Below are 21,678 nucleotides of genomic sequence, written 5' to 3'. Positions count from 1 at the left end.
TAATGGCCTTTGGCGATTTTATCTTAAATTGAACCTCTAAACACAATACATGAAAATTACAGCATTTGCGGCGAGTAAGCTATATGAGTTAGAAGATTTACAAAGAGTGGTAGCGGGATGGCGACTTAAAAGTAAAAAAGTGGCATTTACCAATGGCTGTTTTGATGTGTTACATGCCGGTCACCTGGTTTCTTTAAATGAAGCTGCCAGTCATGCAGATTGTCTTATCGTGGCTATTAATTCAGATGCCAGTATTGCCGGCATTAAAGGAGAGGGAAGGCCCATTAATAAAGCGGAAGACCGGGCGCTTTTACTGGCTGCGATGGCTGTCGTTGACGCTGTTATCGTATTTGACGAACCAACGCCTCTTAAGACCATCCAGGCACTCCTGCCCGATGTATTGGTCAAAGGTGGTGATTATAGTATCGATCAGATTGTCGGCGCAAAAGAGGTAAAGGACAATGGTGGCGAGGTTATTATTAACCCTATTCTGGAAGGCTATTCATCTACTGCAACGCTGGAAAAGCTGAGAAATACGGATAAAACAGAATAACTGACATATGCTATAATTATCTAATCCAAGAGCTCTTTACAATAAAATACAACGAAACAGCCATTCAAAGTGCCGGGTTTCAACCAAGGCCAGTTTGATATTTATTTTATCTTCTAAATTATCGAACTTATCTCTACATTCGCCCATTTTTATCGTCAATACCTCTCTTTAGTTGATATAGTTCAGCTAAATGTTGAAGAGAATATATGCTAAGTTTATTATAGAAGTATCTAACAATGCAGGGTAACACTCTTTAAATTTCAACCATCTTTTTATGATGTCTTCTTGAAAAAATGGTGTTAAGCTCATTTAATTAGCTCTTTTTTTCCGCATGTACACTAAAGAAAGAAGTTACAATAATTTAACCTTGGAATACTAAAGAATTACCCTTCAATACTTACCTTTAGAGACAGAACATATTAATGAATTTAAAATAGGTTATTTTCCACGACGATCTAGATGAAAACCATTCAGAACATTCCACGTGATATAAGCTGGCTCAGTTTTAATGAACGCGTTTTACAAGAGGCTAGCGACCCTACAGTGCCATTACCAGAACGAATTAAATTTCTGGCCATCCATTCCAGCAATCTTGAGGAGTTTTTCCGGGTCCGGGTAGCAGCACTTAAACGCATGGTTTTGCTTAAAGGGAAAAAAGCGAACTTTTACTTCGAGGAGCAACCGGAGGCAATCCTGGAAAGAATCCAGACGATCGTACTCAGGCAACAAAATGAATTCAATACAGTCTGGCAAGGCATCGTCCAGGAAATGGCTGAGAATAAATTTTTTCTAAAAGATGCCAGTTCTCTGTCTACCCGTCAAAAGAGTTTTGTCAGAAACTATTTTGATCAGGAAGTTGCCTCCAGTGTTATACCACTTTTAGTTGAAGACTTGCCAGCTCTGCCCTATCTAAGAGATAAAAGCCTGTTCTTGGGTGTGGTTATGCATAAAAAGAATGATCCATCCGACCATAAACTCGCTCTCATTGAAATCCCGTCTGACATTCATGGAAGATTCCTCCAGCTTCCCTCAAGGTCTACTGAACGGCATATAATCCTGTTGGAAGATGTGATACGATTTAATTTACCGTATATTTTTTCCTTCTTTGACTATGACCAGTTTGAAGCGTATATCTTCAAAATTACAAAGGATGCAGAATTTGATATTGATAATGATTTGTCGACTACGCTGGTTCAGCAGATCAAAAAGGGTCTAAAAAACAGGCGTAAAGGAAAAGCGGTCCGTTTCATCTATGACAAACAGATGCATACAGGGCTGCTACAATTTCTTATTAAACATCTGCATCTGAGCCAGAAAGACAATATCTTACCAGGAGAAAAGATTCATAATTTCCGTGATTTTATGGCGCTACCTGATTTATTTCCTATCAAAACAACCAGGAACCAACCTCCATTTGTTCATCCGGATGTTGCCGGTAAAAGAAGGGTGACCGATGTCCTGCTCAAAAAAGATATTTTATTAAGCCCGCCCTATCACAGCTATGTAACGGTAATTGATTTGCTCCGGGAGGCCGCTATGGATCCGGATGTAGAGAGCATTCAGATAACGGCCTACAGGTTGGCATCTAATTCCAAGATCGTCAATGCGCTGATCAATGCTGTCCGTAATGGAAAAGATGTAACCGTTATGATAGAACTCCGGGCGAGGTTCAATGAACAGGCCAATCTGGAATGGAAGGACCGCCTGGAAGAAGAAGGTGTCAAAACTTTAATTGGCATTACGGACAAAAAAGTTCACGCAAAAGTCTGTCTGATCAAAAAACGGATTCAGAAAAAAACCGTCAGTTATGGTTTCATTGCAACTGGCAACCTTAATGAAAAAACCGCAAGAATCTATGGAGATCATTATCTGCTGACCGCCAACTCAGCCATCATGGCTGATATCGGGCGCATTTTTAAATACCTGGAAGCGCCGGAGCACACTAGCGAAGCCCATCTTCACAAATGCAAACATCTGGTAATAGCCCCTACCGGAATGCGGGAACATTTTATCAGCCGCATCGACTACGAGATCGCTGCCGCAAAAGCTGGAAAAAAATCAGGAATCATTCTAAAACTAAATTCTCTCAGTGACGATATTCTTATCCGGAAATTGTATGAAGCAGCACACGCAGGTGTACCCGTACAGATGATCATAAGGAGTATATGCTGTGCAAACACTCATTTTAAGAAGTTTAAACAAGATATGTTTGCCATCAGTATTGTCGATGAATACCTGGAACATGCCAGAGTAATGATCTTCCATCATGGCGGCAAGCACACCACATATATATCTTCTGCGGACTGGATGGTCCGAAATTTACAACATCGGCTAGAAGTAGCCGTAAAGATACAGGATCCCGCCATCAAAAAAACACTCCGGGAAATCCTCCAAATCCAGTTAAGCGATAATGTCAAAGCAAGAATTTTGGATGGTTTGCTGGAAAACAAGTATATTCATAGGGGCAATAAAGAAAAGGAGATAAGGTCTCAAACAAAGATCTATACATACTTGCAGGATACATTGCCACCGGAATCCAAACAGCTCTCAAAGGCGTCTCGTTCTAAGCCGGCAATAAAATCTGTGGCAAAAGTGAAGCCCATACCAAAAACAGGCACGAAAATAGCGTCATTAAAATTAGTAAACGGAACAAATAAATAGTATTACAAAAAATAGCGTATGGTTCTAGCCGCGATTGATATAGGAAGTAACGCCTCACGTCTGCTGATCGCCGATGTCAAAGGCAAAGGAAAACATTTGGAATTTAATAAAATGAACCTTGTCCGCGTCCCCTTACGATTGGGTTTGGACGTCTTCAAACTATCAAAAATCGGCCCTAAAAGGGAAGCAATGCTCATCAATACCATGCAGGCATACCGACATCTGATGGATGCCTATGGTGTGGAGCAGTTCAGAGCCTGTGCGACCAGCGCCATGAGAGACGCTAAAAACAGCCGGGATATTATTGAAGACGTGCATCAGCGATCCGGAATTTCTATAGAAATCATCTCGGGTGAAGAAGAAGCTTCGCTGGTTTTTAAAAACCATATTGCGGAATCGCTAAGCAATCAACATGCCTACCTATACATTGACGTGGGTGGAGGCAGTACCGAACTCAATTTCTATGTAAAAGGCAGACAAGTTTTTAAAAAATCTGTCAATTTGGGTACGATACGCCTCCTGGAAGGCCAGTGGGGAGATAAAGACTGGGCTGAACTCAAAACATTGATTCAGGAGAAAACCCAATGCGATTTGCCAATCACCGCTATTGGTTCCGGTGGTAATATTAATAAAGTGTTTTCATTGAGTAAAACAAAGGAGGGAAGGCCCCTGTCTATACGTACCCTTAAAAACTATTATAAACACTTTGAAACGTTGAGCATCGCTGAACGAATGCGACAATACAAAATAAGAGAAGATCGTGCGGATGTAATTGTACCCGCCCTTCAGATCTATATTCAAATCATGCGCTGGACTGGCGCTCAAGAGATCTATGTACCCAAAATCGGCGTCGCAGATGGTCTGATCCGTGAGCTGTATTCTAAAATCAGCAAATAATAATACGACAGATCTGCGGCCGATAACCGATGGTATTAAAGACAGATATAGATATAGTCATACCTATACATATATAAACAGGGGCGCTGTTTACCGATTGTTGTCAAGGATGACTTCAGCATCAAAAGGCCTGCCCCTCAACAAATGATCCTTCCAGGCCATTGCCAGATATGGGGCCAGTGAGCACCCTTTGGCCCCCAGTCCATTGAGAATACCTAGTCGGGAATATATACTGTGAAAACCGGCAAACGGCCTTCTGTTCACACTGGCCGGCCTAATAGAAGCCATGTGATCCAACACCTTATAAGGTACTAAAAGTTCTTTATCTAAAAAACTGATCACCGATTCTTTAAAGGAAGCTGAGGGCGATGCATTATCAAAGGTCCACTGATACGTCGAACCCACCCAAAAAAGGTCCTTCTCTCCCCAGGGCACTATACTATATCGCAATTTATAAATATGTGACCTTGGCAGTTGTGGCGCTGAAATAATCAGAGCTTCACCTTTATTATACCTAAAAGCCAGCTCCTTAAAATATGGATTATGCACCACTCCGGTTCCTTCAGCGGCAATCAGCCATTTTGCTTTTAGTTGTATGCCATCGTCACTGTTATAAAAAATCGGCTCGTCTTCTTTTTTTGACAATTGCAACCGACTCCAATCAAAGGGGATGTTCAATAAAAGATCCTGTTCAATAAGATAGTCCCTATAAGCAGACAACAATGTTTGCAGGTCAACTAATAAAACAGGATGAATCGCATGCAAACCATATGGTAGCTTAAAAAATAACTCATACTGTCCGGTACCTTCCACTTCAAGGATATAATTACTTTCTTCCTTAATGCGTTTCTCATACGCCTGCCGCATCTGCTCACTATTATGAACCGAAAGGACATCTATCATTCTTGTGATAGAAGGTAAGCCGAGGAACTTACTGATCCGGTCATAAGTATCAGCGGCCAAGGGCAAAAGATGGTCTATTTTCCATGTTTCCACAACCCTTCGCCCTGTCACCGGATTGATAACTCCACTGGCCACGCGGCTGGCCCCATAAGGCTTGTCTGAATCTACGACCAGTACAGAAAAGCCTGCCTGCATCAATTCAAAACTCAATAGAGTTCCTGCGATTCCCTGCCCCACTATAATACAATCCATGTCTTTCATAGAGACAAAATTAGATATAAGTACTGACAAGCGAACAAATCAATAAAGCCTGCACTTCACCCAAAGGGGGAAGCGCAGGCTTCTCTAGTTTGGCCTTTTTCTAGATAAGGCAAAAAAAAATAGCAATTTAGTTGGTTATATTGCTATTTTTTGTGATCTTTATATCTAGTTAAACGACTAGATATGGGATATCCAACTAAAATTCAGATAATAAAAAGAGCAAAGAGTGAGCAATGGTATGTAAATTTTCCAGCTGCCGTGGCTCAGGCAATAGAATTTAAGCAAGGAGAGATTGTTGAGTGGGTGATAGATGATCACCAGCGCCTAGTACTTCAGCGTAGTGATGAATCCGTAAAAGATCTTAAAAAAAAACTCCCCAAAAAGAAGGAGTAGTTGCTTGCTTTAATGAATTATTCGATAGATGTATAACAGCTTTCAAGCAATCCAGAACTTTTCAGAGAGCTCGCGATTTGTCTCACGGAGTTATTTCATGTATTGGACGTTGTACGATAACAGGGATGTTAACAGCAAGTGGGAATCAGTTTAAGGACTGGAGTGCGGCCTATCGAATATTTAAGGGTGAAAGAATGGATATGAATGCAATTTTTTCTGAAGTTAGAAAGGAGGTCGTGTATCAAAATAGAAAGAAAGGCGATTTTATTTATGCACACATGGACGATACCCTGTTAAGGAAGAGAGGGAAGAAAATATCAGGGACCGGATGGCTAAGGGATCCACTTGGCCCCCCGTTTTGTAATAATTTCATTTGGGGCCAACGATTTGTTCAACTCTCTTTATCGCTCATTGAAAAAGACCTCTGCGGTCCATCAAGGGCCATCCCGGTAGACTTCAAACATTGTCCTCCCACCAAGAAGCCGTCAAAAAATGCGACCGACCAGGAAGTAGCACTATACCGGGAAAGACAGAAGAAAGAAAAAATGAGCGAAGTAGGCGTCCAGCGTGTCATAGCCTTGAGAAAGTGCTTAGATGACGATGGCTATAAAAATAAAAAACTTATCCTGAGCGTGGACGGCAGTTACACGAATGGAACTGTTTTAAGGCAACTTCCAGAAAATGTAGAACTCATTGGCCGCATAAGGAAGGATTCAAAAATTTATGCTCTACCAGAAGAGCAACAATCAGGAAAGGGACGTAAACGATATTATGGAGAAGAGCTCCCCACACCAGAACAAATCCGACAAAGCGATGACTATCCTTATCAGCAGGTTGAAGCATGGGCTGCAGGAAAGATGCGTACATTCAATGTGAAAGTTGTAAAAGATATACGCTGGCGAAAATCAGGTAAGAGAGACTTAATGCTGATCATTATCAGGCCAGTTTCCTATAGGCTCACCAAAAAATCAAAATTACTGTATCGTGCTCCCGCCTATTTAATATCAACCAATCAAGAGATAGATATTTTCCTGCAGGTCCAGGCTTATATTAGAAGATGGGAGATAGAAGTCGGCTTTAGAGATCAGAAAACATTAATGGGATGTGGTCAGGCACAAATCCGGGAAAAAACTGCGGTAGCAAAAGTTCCGGCATTTGTATCCGCATGTTATGCTATGATGATACTGGCATCGCACAAACAGCAGCAGTCCAAATCAAAAAAACAACTCCCTGGGCCTAAATGGTACGTAAATATTAAAAAGCAAAGGGTTACTACTGGTGATATTATAAATAGATGTAGAGTTGAAAATTGGGCGCAAAGTGTAAATATTAATTTTTCCGACTTCGTGAACATTGAAAAAAAATTATCGAAGTGCGAAAAAATGGCAAATCCCTCATTTTCCTCCTTCTTTTATGCCAGAAATTAGCCAAACTAAAGAAGCCTGCACTTCACCCAAAGGGGGAAGCGCAGGCTTTATAATTGATGGGTAAGCTATTCGAACTACCACTTATTAATAAACGGTACGTACCTTAATCGTTCCTTTTACTTCTTTAAGTAATTCAACCGCTTTTGCGGAAAGCTTTTTATCCAGATCCAGGACTACATAACCAATGGTATCATTGGTATTCAGATATTGTCCCAGGATATTGATCTTATTTTTGGACAGCTGCGTATTGATTGCGCTTAACACACCTGGTTTATTGCTGTGAATATGCAAAATGCGATGGGCATTGGGGTGTGCCTGTAACGCGATTGACGGCACCGTAATACATTGGTTGGTCACTCCGTTTTCCAGATAATCAAAAAGCTTTTTGCTCACATCTTCTCCGATATTAGCCTGCGCCTCTTCTGTTGACCCCCCAATATGTGGCGTTAGCAGCACATTGCTTAGTCCTTTTAACGGACTTTCAAATGCATCCCCTATTTTTTTGGGTTCTACTGGAAATACATCGATTGCTGCTCCGGAAAGATGACCGCTTTTCAGATGTTTAACCAATGCATCTATCTCAACACAATGACCTCTCGCATAGTTAATCAGAATAGAACCGTCTTTGAAAGATTTAAGTAGTTTTTCATTGACGATTTCCTTAGTTTCCGGTGTTTCGGGAACATGCAAGGAAACAATATCAGCTTTACTCACCAGTTCTTTCATGGATTTGGTAGATGCCGCATTTCCCAGAGGAAGTTTGGTTTGCACGTCATAAAACAACACCTTCATGCCCAGCGCTTCAGCCAAAATACTGAGCTGGGTGCCGATGCTACCGTATCCGATAATACCCATTGTCTTGCCCCTTAGTTCATAGCTATCCTTAGAATCTTTCAACCAAATACCTTCATGGGCAGCTTTGTTCTTATCCAGAATTTTACGAATCAGCAAAATGGATGTAGCAATCACCAGTTCTGCTACACTTCTCGTATTGCTATATGGAGCGTTAAAAACTGCAATGCCGGCTTTTTTAGCAGACTCCAGGTCTACCTGATTAGTACCGATACAAAAGCAGCCAATCGCCTGTAATTTGGTGGCAGCCTTTAAAACCTTAGCCGTGATTTTTGTCTTCGAGCGAATACCAATTAAATGAACATCTTTAATGGCCTTGATAAGCTCTTCTTCATTCATGGCCCCTGTCAATTTTGTTACATTAGCATACCCTGCGGACTTGAATCGTTCAACGGCCTTGTCACTGATATTCTCTAAAAAGAGAATATTAATCTTTTCTTTAGGATAACTGGTTTGCTCTTTCATGCAATTTTCATTTGTTTAATGAGTATTTGAAAATAGTGCAAATTTTACATAACCGCATTGATTTTTTTGCATAAAATCTAACTAACCTGCATAAAAAATACAGCCTGTAATATTTAACAATTGCGAATGTAATCGAATCTAAACTAATGCGTGTTATTGGTATAAGGAAGAAAATATAGGTTACCAAAAAGTAAGCTGAACCAGGCATTTCATTTTTTTCAGTGACAAATAATAAACATAACATACTGATTAAGTAGCAATTATACCCATATAAATTGGCGAAAATACTCTATTGAATAGATAGAGTTCTAAAAATAAAATGTCTTACAAAAAACATAAAAAAATTTAGAAAGATCTATAACCTCCCGAAGCCGCCATTCTCCAACCCTGTTAAAAATTATAGCAGAATTACTTTGTTCTCAAGAATTTATTCCTACCTTGCATATACTAACAAATGTACGTTCATTTTAAAAGTTTTTAAACGCGTTATGCAACCTATATCCGACCGTCCTGCGGCTACCCCCTTAAAACAGCCTCAACCCTTCAATGCAAAAAAAATCTATTACAACCTTGCTCCAGAACAACTTGAACAGCAGACACTGCAATTAGGACAGGGTAAATTAAGTCAGGAAGGCGCACTTTGTGTTCAGACGGGAAAGTTTACCGGCAGGTCTCCCAAAGATAAATTTATTGTAAAAGATGCTATTACAACCGATTCAGTGGATTGGGGAACGGTAAATATTCCCATCGGTACCGACATATTTAACTCCTTGTATAACAAGGTCATTGATTACCTTTCTGATAAGGAAATCTGGATCAGAGATGTCAGTGCATGCGCCTATCCTGAATATAACCTGAAAATACAGGTCATTAATGAAACGCCCTGGGCTAACCTTTTCTGTCATAATCTCTTTATTGACCAGACAAATGCAGCCGACGATGTACAAGAAGCACAACCCAGGTGGCAAATTATTCAGGCGCCCGGCTTTATGGCTAATCCATCGGTCGACGGAACCCGTCAAAGTAACTTTACGATTGTCAATTTCACCAAAAGAATCGTCCTGATTGGCGGAAGTGCCTATACAGGAGAGATCAAAAAAGGTATTTTTAGTGTCCTTAACTTTCTGTTACCCCATGATAATAAAGTATTATCTATGCACTGCTCAGCCAATGAAGGCAAACACGGCGATGTCGCTTTATTTTTTGGTCTCAGCGGTACCGGCAAAACAACGTTGAGTGCCAGTCCGGACAGAGCTTTAATCGGCGATGATGAGCATGGCTGGGCAGAGCATGCTATTTTTAATTTTGAAGGCGGCTGTTATGCTAAATGCATCAATCTTAGCCCTGAAAAGGAGCCTGAAATCGCAGCTGCCATACGTAAAGGCACCTTACTTGAAAACGTGAGTTTTTATCCCGGAGAAAATAGGGTCAATTATAGTGATGCTTCCATCACTGAAAATACCCGTGCCGCCTATCCAATCAGTTATATCAGAAATGCCAAACAGCCTTCGTTTGGGAATCTCCCAAAAAACATATTTTTTCTGACCTGTGACGCATTCGGCGTTTTACCCCCGATTGCTAAACTATCCAGAGGGCAAGCTATGTACCACTTTGTTAGCGGATACACTGCTAAAGTAGCCGGAACAGAGGTGGGTATCAAAGAGCCGCAATCAGCCTTCTCTGCCTGTTTTGGCCATGTATTTCTACCATTACATCCGACTGAATACGCAGAGCTCCTGGGCCGCAACCTGCAAAAACACCCCGAGATTAATGTGTGGCTGATCAATACCGGCTGGAGTGGCGGAGCTTATGGTACGGGCAAACGAATCGATCTAAAATATACCAGGGCCATGGTAGTGGCAGCCCTCAATGATGAACTCCGTGACGTGCATTATATAAAACATGATGTTTTTGGCGTCATGAAACCACAGCATTGCCCTGGTGTACCGGATGACATCCTTAACCCCAGAGAAGCCTGGCAAGATAAGGAGGCCTATGACGCCGAGGCCAATAAACTGGCGCGTTTATTTATTGAGAATTTCAAAAAATATTCTCAGAAAGCAAGCGCATCTACCCGTGCAGGCGGACCTCAAATATTATAAAGAAATCCGCATCCACTACCGGGGGTACTGAATGCGGATTTCTTTATAATATTTAGTTACAGTGGGTACCAACTTGATGATTACAAGTATAATTTTCAACAGCTGTATCCCGAGGAGGGCACTATTAGTTGTACTGATCTAATACTTGTCCTCCTTTTTGAAATCGGTATACGATCTACCTTACCCTTCTTTTTGTTCCCTGCGTGGCGGCATATCAGGGCGGCCTTCTTTACCATTCGGGCCTTTATGATCCGGCCCCATCATCTTACGAAAATGATTTGGCTGGACATCCTCCATGCTTTTGGCCGGATGTTCATTTCCTCTGTGGCAGGTAACACAGGTAATGACCTGAATCGTATCCGGGCGTGTAGAGCCACGGAAATTAAAATATTCTTTGTTGATACCTGCGGTCATTTTCATCATATATCGCGCAATCTCCTTATGATGCAGTTCATCACTCGCAAAATTTAATTTGGTAGAGTCCGTTTCGCTTTTTGCGTGACAAAATCCACACTTGACGCCCAACGCCTTATTGAATCCTTTCATGATACCCATTAGGCTGTCATGACTTATATCCTGGGGTAAGACTTTAAAATTATGTTTAGGTTGTGTAAATGAAAAAGACATCAGTACACCCACGAACAGTGCTCCCAAAACAATAAGGACGCTGCCTTTGTTTTTATTGGCTTTAATTTTAAACATATCAATTTCGAATTTGAATAGGGAATACAGGAAGTCAGGCTTTGGATTACAACACCCGAACCACTGCCTTACTGTACCGTAAATATAAATAACTCATCTCTACTATCAAAAAAAAATTACTGGGAGTCGTTTTTTTGACCAATAAGCCATATTCTGAAAATTATAAAGGTAGCAGGGGAAGCACAATAAAAGAGCATCCCCATAATTAACGATATAATAAAGTTAATCAGGAAATGCTCATTTGTATGTTGGTGTTCGTGAAGCGTAGGGTTATAATTCCTGTAATATACCTCTTTATGTTACCGGATAATGATAAATGCGGTTTTAAAAGAGGTTGATCATTTATCTTTAAAAACTATCGATATTAAATCAATATATTTTGTCTGTGGTTTTGCTTCATCCAGATGTCATACCTACATCTGCAATTAGTATTTTAATCCGGATCTGGATGTCATGCTTCAGCAACTTCTTCTGAAACGCTATCAGTAGAATGCTTTACTTTTTTAATCAGTTTCAGCACCCTTTCACGAATATCATCACTAACACCAGCGACCTCAGATTTAAAGACCTCTTGGAGGTCATCGAGTTCTTCCATGGATTTGGCTGTCCACTTGTTCCATTTATTTTTCAGATCCCTTGTCGAATCTGCGAGTTGCTTGCGGGTCTCTTCACCGGACTGGGGAGCTAGCATCAGTCCTACAACGGCACCTGCAACAATACCGGAAATCGTTCCAACCAAAATATGTTTCGCACTCATAACGAATAGTTTTAAATGTTATTAATAAGGATTAATCTGTAAAGTTCAACAACCTTGCCAAGATCGCCAAATATAACGTTAATGTAAGATAATCAGAGAACTATACCAAATATTTCCCTGATTATATTTTAAACCGCTAAAGAAGGCACCTTTTTGCATACGAGAAATTCCCCATCTTTATATAATAGAGCGGGGATGTGGTTTAGGCAAAAAAAACTATATTCGCAGGTAATTATTACCCAAAAAACAAGCCCTTTAAAATATGGCGAAAATATTAGTTATTGACGATGAGAAGGCAATACGCAAGACCCTTCATGAAATTTTGACGTTTGAAGGCTATAAGGTAGATGAAGCAACCGACGGTGAGGACGGCTGGAAACATTTCTCTGAAAATAATTACGATGTAGTACTCTGTGATATTAAGATGCCCAAGCTGGATGGCATGGAATTTTTAACCAAGGCGATGGAACTGAATTCAGATATCCCTATTATTATGATCAGTGGGCACGGCAATATAGAATCGGCGGTTGAAGCCGTAAAAAAAGGTGCCTTTGACTTTATATCCAAACCCCCTGATCTGAACCGCCTGTTGATCACCATCCGCAACGCGACGGACAAAAATGTCCTTAGCAAAGAGACGAAGACCTTAAAGAAAAAGGTTGCCAAAGTTCAGGAAATGATCGGCCAGTCAGAAGAAATGAATAAGATCAAGACCACAATCGATAAAGTAGCAGAAACGGATGCCCGTGTACTGATTACCGGCGAAAACGGAGTCGGTAAAGAATTAGTAGCCAGATGGATTCATGCTAAAAGTAACCGGGCAGGAAAACCCCTGGTTGAGGTCAACTGTGCCGCCATTCCCCAGGAGCTTATTGAAAGCGAGCTTTTTGGGCACGAAAAAGGCTCATTTACCTCTGCAGTCAAACAGCATATAGGTAAATTTGAACAGGCGAATGGTGGAACACTGTTTCTGGATGAAGTCGGCGACATGAGTCTCAGTTCCCAGGCCAAAGTACTTAGGGCGCTCCAGGAAGGCAAGATCCAGCGTGTCGGAGGCGAAAAAGAGATTAACGTAGACGTCCGCGTCATTGCGGCCACAAACAAGGACCTGCTCAGGGAAGTCGAGGAAAAGAATTTCAGGCTGGACCTGTATCACCGTCTGGGTGTCATCCTGATCCACACACCGTCTCTTAACAATCGCAGAGAAGATATTCCGTTGCTGGTGGAAAAATTTCTCGAAGATATCGCCCAGGACTACGGGCAGCCGGTCAAAAATATTGATAAGGACGCCCTCAAGGCGCTGCAGGAACATAATTGGCGTGGTAATATTCGGGAGCTCAGAAATGTGGTCGAAAGGCTGATCATTCTGGCGGGCGACAAAATCAAGCTGGAAGACATCCATAATTACGTCATCTCCAAATAGGCAGCAGGATCGGATATCTTTGGAAAGCAAAGTCTGCTTCATTAAACTCGACGGATCTTATGCAACTACCTCATCCACGGACCCTGGTTGTCCTTGCCGGACCAACGGCCTCAGGCAAAACTGCCCTGGGCATATGGCTGGCAAAGGCATTTGGCACAGAGATTCTCTCCGCTGACTCCAGGCAATGCTACAGAGAACTTGAGATCGGGGTCGCCAGACCTTCCCCGGAAGAACTTCACCTGGTTCCTCATCATTTTATTGCGACGCATAGCATTCAGGAAATAGTCAATGCCGGGACCTTCGCTGCGTATGGTTTAAAAACCTTGAATCAGCTTTTTAAGGAGCATTCAGTCGTACTGGCTGTTGGCGGTACAGGCTTGTATATTAAAGCACTCACAGAGGGAATCGATGCCATGCCGTCTATACCTGCCTCCATCCGTGAAACAGTCATTCAGCAATATCAGCAAAATGGGCTGGAATGGTTACAATCCAGGATTGCTTTGGAGGATCCCTTATTTTGGGAACAGGCGGAAAAGATGAATCCGCAACGATTAATGCGGGCGCTCGAGTTTATCCGTACCACAGGCACTTCTATCGTTGCCTACCGCAAGAATAAAAAACAGGACCGGGGATTTCAGGTGATTAATATAGGGCTTGCCACACCCAGAGACGTGCTATATCAACGAATCAATACCCGTGTAGATATTATGATGGCTCAGGGCCTGGAAAAGGAGGTCCGCACCCTTTATCCTTTTCGGCATCTGAATGCGCTACAGACTGTGGGATATAGAGAATGGTATCCGTATTTTGAGGGAAAGACGGATTTGTTAAGTGTAAAAGAAACAATTCAACGCAATACACGTCACTATGCCAAAAGGCAAATTACCTGGTTTAAAAAGCAGGAAGATTTTAAATGGTTTTCCCCAACAGATAAGGAAAATATACTATCTTGTATTAAATCTCAATTGAATGGGCCTGATTCTGTATAGAATATTTTTGTTTTTATATGCTTGTGGTGTGGAAATCGCCTCGGTTTTCAATCACAAAGCCCGGCTCTGGTATCAAGGCCGAAAAAAAATTTTTAAAAAGCTGAATAAGGCATTTAAAGGCAACGAGGCCCCTGTTATTTGGTTTCATTGTGCCTCGCTGGGAGAATTTGAACAGGGACGGCCGCTTTTGGAAGCCTTAAAAGAACATCATCCAGATCATAAGATCTTACTGAGTTTCTTCTCTCCTTCTGGCTATGAAATTCATAAAAATTATGCCGGTGCAGACTGGGTCTTTTATTTGCCGCTGGACAGTCATTATCACGCCAGGCGCTGGCTAAGTATCACCAAACCCAAACTGGTGATCTTCGTCAAATATGAATTTTGGTATTTCTACCTCAAGGCCATCCATGACCGCAAGATCCCGTTAATCCTGATATCCGCGTTATTTAGAAAGGATCAGCCTTTTTTCAAATGGTATGGCAGCCTGCTCCATAGAAAGATGCTCTTTTTTTATAGGCATCTTTTTGTTCAGGATGAAAATTCTGTACATCTATTAAAAAGTATACAAATTCAAAATGTCACCCGTACGGGAGACACCCGGGTGGACCGCGTTCTTTCCGTACGGGACCGCTGGGTTCCTATAGACGGTGTTGACGAGTTCTGCGCAACATTTCCGGTTATTGTCGCAGGCAGCACCTGGCCGGAAGACGACAATGAACTCCGTCATTATGCCAACAGTCATCCAGAGATCCGTTTTATTATTGCCCCGCATGAGATCGATCAGGCTCGTCTGGATGACTGCTTGGAGCTCTACCCCGGCAGTATCTTGTACAGTACCTATATACAGGCCCCCGGGTCAGATGCCCATATCCTGATCATCGATAATATCGGCAAGCTGAAAAGGCTATATCATTATGCCACTATATGTTTTGTGGGTGGAGGTTTCGGTAAAAGCGGTATCCATAATACGCTGGAAGCCGCCGTTTATGGCAAGCCCGTTGTTTTCGGGCCGATATATGAACATTTCAAAGAAACCGTAGAAATGGAACAAGCGGGTGCAGCTTTTCCAGTCGATAATGTTCTTGAACTGGAAGCCACTTTTAATGAACTTCTGGAAGATCATCAACAATACCAAAAGGCTTGTCAGGCCGCTTCCGACTTTATGGAACAAAGCGCCGGAGCAACAGCTAAAATACTTTCGTATATCGATAAAAACCTTATTTCGCAAATATTATGAGTAATCAGAAACCCGCATTTAAATCTTCATTGAACCTGATGGACGCAACAATGATTGTTGCCGGCTCTATGATCGGTTCGGGTATTTTTATTGTATCGTCAGACATCACGCGACATGTAGGAAGTGCCGGTTGGATGATCCTGGTATGGGTCATCACCGGAGTGATGACCATTCTTGCTGCTGTCAGCTATGGCGAGCTCAGTGCAATGTTTCCAAAAGCAGGTGGCCAGTACGTTTATCTGAAAGAGGCTTATAACCCCCTTGTGGGCTTTTTATACGGATGGAGCTTTTTCTCCGTAATCCAGACAGGAACGATTGCAGCGGTGGGCGTTGCCTTCAGTAAGTTTACGGCCTACCTGTTTCCTGAGGTGGGAGAAAACGTCATATTGCTAGATCTTGGCTCCATTCAGATCAGTGCGGCACAGATCCTATCTATTGCCATCATTATCCTTCTTACGGTTGTGAACTCCAAAGGCATCCGCAATGGTAAAATCATTCAAACCTTTTTTACAATTATTAAAATTCTATCTCTGGCCGGTCTGATCCTCTTTGGATTCATGGCCTTTAAGGCAGATGTGTGGACAGCCAACTGGCAAAATGCCCTGGATCTCCATATGCTAAACGCCGACGGAAGTTTTAGTGATTATACAATTATGGCAGCTTTCGGCGCCGTTGCCGCAGCAATGGTGGGCTCCGTATTTAGCAGCGTAGCCTGGGAAAATGTCACGTTTATTGCCGGAGAGATCAAAAACCCAAAAAAGAATGTCGGCATGAGCCTTTTTTTGGGCACCTTATTGGTCACACTTCTTTATCTGGCCATCAATCTGGTTTACCTTGCTGTATTGCCCTTACATGATATTGCCTACGCGCAAAATGACAGAGTAGCCGTAGCTGCATCACTGCAAGCCTTTGGCCCGGCCGGCACACTCATCATCGCGATCATGATAATGATCTCCACTTTTGGCTGCAATAACGGACTGATCCTGGCCGGGGCAAGGGTGTACTATACTATGGCCAAGGATGGATTGTTCTTTCAGAAGGCAGGTCGTCTGAATAAAAATGAAGTCCCTGAATTTGGTTTATGGATCCAATGCATAGTTGCCAGCCTGTTATGTCTGAGTGGCAAATATGGGGATCTGCTCAACATGGTCTCCTTTGTAGTCGTACTTTTTTACATGCTGACTATTATTGGCATCTTTCGGCTACGCAAAAAGATGCCAGATGCCGATCGACCTTACAAAGCCCCTTTATATCCAGTACTTCCCGCACTTTATGTACTTATTAGTGCTGCTTTTTGTATTCTATTGGTATTCTATACCAGAGATTATGTGATTGGTGGGCTAATTATTGTGGCTATCGGGTTCCCATTATATTATATGGCCAAAAAGAACAACGCGATCAAAGGGGTAGACAATGGCCGGCATGGAGTAGAAAAGCCGGATTAGGGAAACTGCTGCTCCAGCGCCTGAACCGCGTTTTCTATTCTTGAGCTATCCGCTCCATGAATTACTGAAAAGGGCGTATTTTGGTGATGAAGCAGATCCTGATAATGCTTAAAAAGATGCTGGCGCATCGCCGGATCAGGATACTCCCTTAATGGATCTTCTGTCCATGGAAGATCTATGTCACACAACAAGTAATAGTCATATTGTCGCCTGGCAATTTGTTCCAGTATCCAGTGATCACATTTTTGGAAAGCGACCTCACTCCAGACCTTTATGACATACATATCGGTATCAATGAATAAAAACCGGTCATTCCTTTCCCTGGCCTTCAGCATATATAACTTTTCCTGTTGCAATTGCTCTTTGGCAATCACCAGCAGATCTTCTCTTGTATAATGAAATTCAGACGGTTTTTCTTCCAGATACTGCCGGGCATATTCCGGGCACCAGAGGTTATCATAGTATACCGCCAATGCCTGGCAAAGGCTGGATTTGCCGGTACTTTCCGGCCCGATCACCACAATATTAAGGGGATGTTGACAGCTCATTATGGGTTATTGTAATCAGGGATGTATAGTGAGCTTACCCAGATATCTGAGTCCATATAAAATCGTAGAAATATGCATTGCCTGAGCAATCCGTTTCTCTTCAATCAAGGTATTTAGCTCTTCAAACGACAAGGTGAGGACATCTATCTGTTCATTATCATCCAAATCCTGGTCCTTGATTTTTTGCCCGCCGGTGGCTACAAACATATGCATCAGGTTGCTGTTGGTAGAGGGATTGGCTGAGATCTTTCCTAAATAATGTGCAGATTCGAATGCATAGCCGGTTTCTTCCAGCAGTTCTCTGCGGATTGCGTCTTCATAATTTTCATCAGTATCATCTACACATCCACCTGGCAGTTCCAATCCTACTTCTCCAAGCGCATGGCGATATTGCCTGACCATCAAAACCTTATTATCAGCTGTTACAGCGAGAGCTGTAACCCATTCAGGAAATTCAAATACGTAATAAGGATCAATGATCTTGCCATCTGCCCGTTGACATTTATCTTTTCGAACAGTAAACCAGTTTTCTTTAAACAGATATGTTGAATCCAGGGTCTTCCATTTCAATCTATCAATATTCTCATGATCTTGCATGCTGCATCTCTTTTTTGTTTTTAAGGATAATCATCTTGCCTACCAGCCCATTCGTTCTTTTAAACCCATTACATGGGCCAGATGATGTCTGCCATGCCAGCTATATAGGCCGAGTTGCTCCCATAAAGTAATCTCTTTTTGTGTTGCCGGATGAATCATGGACCGCTTCCAATGCTCCTCTTTTAAAGACTCATAGATCTTTACCCACCGTAGGTGCAGACTATGTAATAAAGTCAGGGATATATTAATCGGGAGTCCTTTTGTGTCTTCCAATTCTGCCCATAGCCCTTCTTCATAAGGCTTAATAATCGGCTTGTCTTCTGTCAATGTCATTTTTAGCCGTATATAAGCATTGATGTGGCTGTCGGCTACATGATGCACTACCTGCTGAATTGTCCATCCCCCTTCTCTATAAGGCGTATGCAGCGCGGGAGCATCCAGATTCTGGACAGCAATCTCCAATAGGGCTGGCAGGGACTGCACATCAGAAACCCATTTGGCTTTCTGTGCATCACTATAGGGTTGCGGTTCAAATTGCCCGATAGGGTACCGCAGGTGTTGCAATTGATCTAGGTTTTCGGTTTGCATTGCTGACATCAGATAAAATCTTTAAGATGGGTATTTAATATATAAATTAATTGAAATATAATATATCTACTGAAAAAAAGCTATATATCCCGCAAGGATTTACCCGTCAGATGAAGGAATACATCTTCCAGATTAGCCATTTTGACCTGCTTCGGTCTTTCAAATCCTGTGGCCACCAGATCATCGATCATTTGATCGGGCGTAGCGAGCGAAATAATACTACCTGCATCCACGATGGCAACCCTGTCGCACAGAAACTCGGCTTCATCCATATAATGTGTCGTAAGTATTACAGTCGTACCTCGCCCCTTAATATCCCGGATCAACTCCCATAAGTTACGTCTGGCCTGTGGGTCCAGTCCGGTAGTGGGTTCATCCAGGAAAATAATTTTCGGTTTATTGATGAGGGTCGTGGCTATGGAAAAACGTTGTTTCTGTCCGCCGCTCAGCTGTTTGAATTTACTTTTGGCCTTATCTCTTAACTGGACCGTATCCAGTAGCTCCAGAGAGTCTACCTGCTGATTATACAGACCGGCAAACATCTGAACCAGTTCCTGTAAGTTCAGCCCGGGGTAATAACCGGCAGCCTGCAACTGTACGCCGATAATCTTTTTGATAGCGCCGGGCCGGCTGTCCAGATCAATTCCATCTACCATAACCTTGCCGCTGGTCTTAGGCCTGAGCGTCTCAATGATTTCCAGTGTAGTCGACTTTCCGGCCCCGTTAGGCCCCAAAAGCCCGAAGATCTCGCCTTGCATAACATCAAAAGAAATCCCCTTAACAGCTTTAAAATCACCATAGTTCTTAACAAGATCCCGTACGGAAATAATCGGTTGTGCCATGGCCGCAAATTAATCGATAATTTTGGTTTAGGGAACAGTTTTCAACAATTTTAATATGTATTTGCCTCCGGATAGAAGCGATATAAGCCGTTTCCTTGTTAGTTTTTCTCCAAGAGTAAAAATCAACTTGTACATTTGCTGCAAACCATTTATCACTATTTATTAATTAGTCATGCGGGTATTTAAATTTGGGGGTGCCAGTGTTCAGGATGTCGATCATGTAAAACATGTGGGCAAAATTTTGGAACAGAATGCCGAAGAGCCGACACTGATCATTATCTCTGCAATGGGAAAAACGACAAATGCGCTGGAAACTGTGGCCACTGCTTTTTTTGATGGCAGGAAAGATGATGCACTCAGGCTTTTCGGTGACATCCGCAAACAACATCTAACGCTGGCAAAGTATCTGTTAGTACTGGAATTTAACCCCTGTATAGCCCAACTGGCTGATTTTTTTACAGAAGTTGAATGGTTGCTTCATGATAAACCTGTTAGAGAATACAGCTATTATTATGATCAGATTGTCAGTGTAGGTGAATTGATGAGCACCTGTATTATCAGCTATTACCTTAAAGAGATCCGGCTAAATACTGTCTGGCTCGATGTGAGAGATATACTGCGTACGGACAATCATTTTCAGGAAGGCATTGTCGACTGGGAATTTACAGAAAATGCTACTAAAACCCAGCTATTACCACTGTTCAATAAGGCGAATTTTGTCGTTACACAAGGGTTCATCGGTTCTACAGACCAGTGTGAGAACACAACACTGGGCAGAGAAGGTAGCGATTTCAGCGCCGCTATATTTGCCAATATACTGAACACAAACGGCCTGACCATCTGGAAAGACGTGGAAGGTATCATGAACGCCGATCCAAGGCTATTTCCGGAAGCAACATACATTCCGCAACTGAGTTATAAAGAAGTTATTGAAATGGCCTATTACGGCGCTCAGGTCATACATCCAAAAACCATCAAGCCATTGCAGAATAAAAACATTCCCCTGCATGTCAAGTGTTTTCTGGATACGGGATTGCCAGGGACACTGATCGACCAGCATCCTACAAAAGATCTGCCACCGATCCTGATTAATAAACACCAGCAGGTGTTAATTCATTTACGGACACTGGACTTTTCATTTATTGAGGAAAAGCCTATGAGCCGGTTATATAAGATATTCAGGGAACTTAAAATAAAGCCTAATCTGATTCAAACCGGAGCCATCAGTCTGGAAGTCGCTGTAGACGACCATGCGGAAAAAATTGAACAATTTGCTCAAAGTGCCAGCGAATGGTTTGATGTTCAGGTTCAAAGGGGACTGAGCTTATTTACCATCCGCCATCATAACGATGTTGCGAAAAGCCGGTATCTCAGCAACAAAAGGCAGGTGCTCTACCAAGAAAATGAGTTGCATTTGCAGGTATTATACGAAGCACAATAGTACGCGGGCCTGCTGTTATTTATAAGAGATCAATTGAGCCCCTCTGGAGGAGAAAAGACCTCATTATTATTTGCTTTAGATGATTCTTCTTTCAAAATCAACAACTAATCGTAAATAGCCATAACTTTAACCTCACTAAAATCCATTTTATGGCAAATACATCAATTTTGGGCCAGGAATCAGAACCATTGACGCCTCCCACACAGGATGAAAAAACACTGGGGTTACTGGCACATCTCATTACTTTCGTCAGCACATTCCTAGGGCCGCTTATTATCTATCTGCTTAAAAAGAATGAATCGGAATTCGTCAGGGAACATGCCAAAGAGTCCCTGAATTTCCAGATCACGGTTGCCTTGGTTTGTCTTATACTTTTTATTTCTATCATCGGTATTCTTCTGCTGTGGGCTGTGGGCATTATCGCTGTAGTCTTAGTGGTTGTAGCCACAATACGTGCATCAGAAGGCAAATTATACCGGTATCCTTTTTCCCTGCGAATTATCTGATTAACGCCTGTGTTTCAAGTAAGTCGGAGGGCCAGAATATGACAAATACCAAGTGCCCGTTACAGAGATTATTTGTAACGGGCACTTGG

General features: G+C 42.2%; 20 protein-coding genes. 12 read left to right on the top strand and 8 right to left on the bottom strand.

What is annotated here, in order from left to right; translation table 11 throughout:
* The first annotated feature begins 49 nt into the window (after positions 1–49).
* The 3 genes from K9M52_RS13470 (at position 50) to K9M52_RS13460 (ending at position 4,111) form a co-directional block, all read left to right on the top strand.
* Positions 50–553: an adenylyltransferase/cytidyltransferase family protein gene (locus tag K9M52_RS13470; RefSeq protein WP_224068951.1), complete on the top strand. Its 504-nt coding sequence runs from the start codon at positions 50–52 to the stop codon at positions 551–553.
* Between the two features lie 459 nt (positions 554–1,012).
* Positions 1,013–3,214, top strand: a complete 2,202-nt coding sequence (gene ppk1, locus K9M52_RS13465) for a polyphosphate kinase 1 (RefSeq protein ID WP_224068950.1) — start codon at positions 1,013–1,015, stop codon at positions 3,212–3,214.
* Between the two features lie 18 nt (positions 3,215–3,232).
* The gene (locus tag K9M52_RS13460) at positions 3,233–4,111 is read left to right on the top strand and encodes a Ppx/GppA phosphatase family protein (RefSeq protein ID WP_224068949.1); all 879 of its coding nucleotides are present in this window, start codon (positions 3,233–3,235) and stop codon (positions 4,109–4,111) included.
* 90 nt (positions 4,112–4,201) lie between these two features.
* On the opposite strand, the gene K9M52_RS13455 is transcribed toward K9M52_RS13460, so the two are convergent.
* Positions 4,202–5,275: an NAD(P)/FAD-dependent oxidoreductase gene (locus K9M52_RS13455; RefSeq protein WP_224068948.1), complete on the bottom strand. Its 1,074-nt coding sequence runs from the start codon at positions 5,273–5,275 to the stop codon at positions 4,202–4,204.
* Between the two features lie 183 nt (positions 5,276–5,458).
* Between K9M52_RS13455 and K9M52_RS13450 the strand changes: the two genes are divergently transcribed.
* The gene (locus K9M52_RS13450) at positions 5,459–5,668 is read left to right on the top strand and encodes a hypothetical protein (RefSeq protein ID WP_119986438.1); all 210 of its coding nucleotides are present in this window, start codon (positions 5,459–5,461) and stop codon (positions 5,666–5,668) included.
* A gap of 32 nt (positions 5,669–5,700) precedes the next feature.
* Positions 5,701–7,095, top strand: coding sequence for an IS701 family transposase (locus K9M52_RS13445; RefSeq protein ID WP_224071853.1), 1,395 nt, complete (start codon positions 5,701–5,703; stop codon positions 7,093–7,095).
* 84 nt (positions 7,096–7,179) lie between these two features.
* Here K9M52_RS13445 and serA read toward each other — a convergent pair whose 3' ends face one another.
* Entirely contained in the window at positions 7,180–8,412 is a 1,233-nt protein-coding gene (gene serA / locus K9M52_RS13440) for a phosphoglycerate dehydrogenase (RefSeq protein WP_224068947.1), read from the bottom strand.
* A 488-nt stretch (positions 8,413–8,900) separates the two neighbouring features.
* On the opposite strand from serA, the gene pckA reads away from it, so the two are divergent.
* Positions 8,901–10,514, top strand: coding sequence for a phosphoenolpyruvate carboxykinase (ATP) (gene pckA, locus K9M52_RS13435; protein ID WP_224068946.1), 1,614 nt, complete (start codon positions 8,901–8,903; stop codon positions 10,512–10,514).
* A gap of 180 nt (positions 10,515–10,694) precedes the next feature.
* Here the strand turns inward: pckA and K9M52_RS13430 are convergent, their stop codons facing one another.
* Positions 10,695–11,216, bottom strand: coding sequence for a c-type cytochrome (locus K9M52_RS13430; RefSeq protein ID WP_224068945.1), 522 nt, complete (start codon positions 11,214–11,216; stop codon positions 10,695–10,697).
* Between the two features lie 451 nt (positions 11,217–11,667).
* On the bottom strand, positions 11,668–11,973 hold the full coding sequence (locus K9M52_RS13425) for a YtxH domain-containing protein (RefSeq protein WP_224068944.1): 306 nt from the start codon (positions 11,971–11,973) through the stop codon (positions 11,668–11,670).
* Positions 11,974–12,235: 262 nt separating this feature from the next.
* Between K9M52_RS13425 and K9M52_RS13420 the strand changes: the two genes are divergently transcribed.
* The 4 genes from K9M52_RS13420 to K9M52_RS13405 are packed head-to-tail and all read left to right on the top strand — an operon-like array spanning position 12,236 to position 17,067.
* Positions 12,236–13,396, top strand: a complete 1,161-nt coding sequence (locus tag K9M52_RS13420; protein WP_224068943.1) for a sigma-54-dependent transcriptional regulator — start codon at positions 12,236–12,238, stop codon at positions 13,394–13,396.
* Positions 13,397–13,455: 59 nt separating this feature from the next.
* Positions 13,456–14,385 carry a tRNA (adenosine(37)-N6)-dimethylallyltransferase MiaA gene (gene miaA, locus K9M52_RS13415; protein ID WP_224068942.1) on the top strand — a complete coding sequence of 310 codons (930 nt, stop codon included), beginning with the start codon at positions 13,456–13,458 and terminating at the stop codon, positions 14,383–14,385.
* Complete coding sequence (locus K9M52_RS13410; RefSeq protein WP_224068941.1) at positions 14,366–15,622, top strand: 3-deoxy-D-manno-octulosonic acid transferase; 1,257 nt, start codon at positions 14,366–14,368, stop codon at positions 15,620–15,622. Before miaA ends, K9M52_RS13410 begins: the two co-directional genes overlap by 20 nt.
* Entirely contained in the window at positions 15,619–17,067 is a 1,449-nt protein-coding gene (locus K9M52_RS13405; RefSeq protein ID WP_224068940.1) for an APC family permease, read from the top strand. The genes K9M52_RS13410 and K9M52_RS13405 overlap by 4 nt, the downstream gene beginning before the upstream one ends.
* Here the strand turns inward: K9M52_RS13405 and K9M52_RS13400 are convergent.
* The 4 genes from K9M52_RS13400 to K9M52_RS13385 all read right to left on the bottom strand — a co-directional run bounded on the left by K9M52_RS13400 (position 17,064) and on the right by K9M52_RS13385 (position 19,642).
* Positions 17,064–17,615 carry an AAA family ATPase gene (locus K9M52_RS13400; protein ID WP_224068939.1) on the bottom strand — a complete coding sequence of 184 codons (552 nt, stop codon included), beginning with the start codon at positions 17,613–17,615 and terminating at the stop codon, positions 17,064–17,066. The two genes, K9M52_RS13405 and K9M52_RS13400, sit on opposite strands and share 4 nt — an antisense overlap.
* Positions 17,616–17,630: 15 nt before the next feature.
* The gene (locus K9M52_RS13395) at positions 17,631–18,212 is read right to left on the bottom strand and encodes an NUDIX hydrolase (protein ID WP_224068938.1); all 582 of its coding nucleotides are present in this window, start codon (positions 18,210–18,212) and stop codon (positions 17,631–17,633) included.
* A gap of 39 nt (positions 18,213–18,251) precedes the next feature.
* Entirely contained in the window at positions 18,252–18,809 is a 558-nt protein-coding gene (locus K9M52_RS13390; protein WP_224068937.1) for a YfiT family bacillithiol transferase, read from the bottom strand.
* A gap of 71 nt (positions 18,810–18,880) precedes the next feature.
* The gene (locus K9M52_RS13385; protein ID WP_224068936.1) at positions 18,881–19,642 is read right to left on the bottom strand and encodes an ABC transporter ATP-binding protein; all 762 of its coding nucleotides are present in this window, start codon (positions 19,640–19,642) and stop codon (positions 18,881–18,883) included.
* Positions 19,643–19,814: 172 nt separating this feature from the next.
* On the opposite strand from K9M52_RS13385, the gene K9M52_RS13380 reads away from it, so the two are divergent.
* Positions 19,815–21,083, top strand: a complete 1,269-nt coding sequence (locus K9M52_RS13380; protein WP_224068935.1) for an aspartate kinase — start codon at positions 19,815–19,817, stop codon at positions 21,081–21,083.
* A 149-nt stretch (positions 21,084–21,232) separates the two neighbouring features.
* The gene (locus K9M52_RS13375; protein WP_224068934.1) at positions 21,233–21,589 is read left to right on the top strand and encodes a DUF4870 domain-containing protein; all 357 of its coding nucleotides are present in this window, start codon (positions 21,233–21,235) and stop codon (positions 21,587–21,589) included.
* Positions 21,590–21,678 lie beyond the last annotated feature (89 nt).

The organism is Arachidicoccus terrestris (genome assembly GCF_020042345.1).
Taxonomy (GTDB): domain Bacteria; phylum Bacteroidota; class Bacteroidia; order Chitinophagales; family Chitinophagaceae; genus Arachidicoccus; species Arachidicoccus terrestris.
This window is presented reverse-complemented; position numbering and strand designations above follow the sequence as displayed.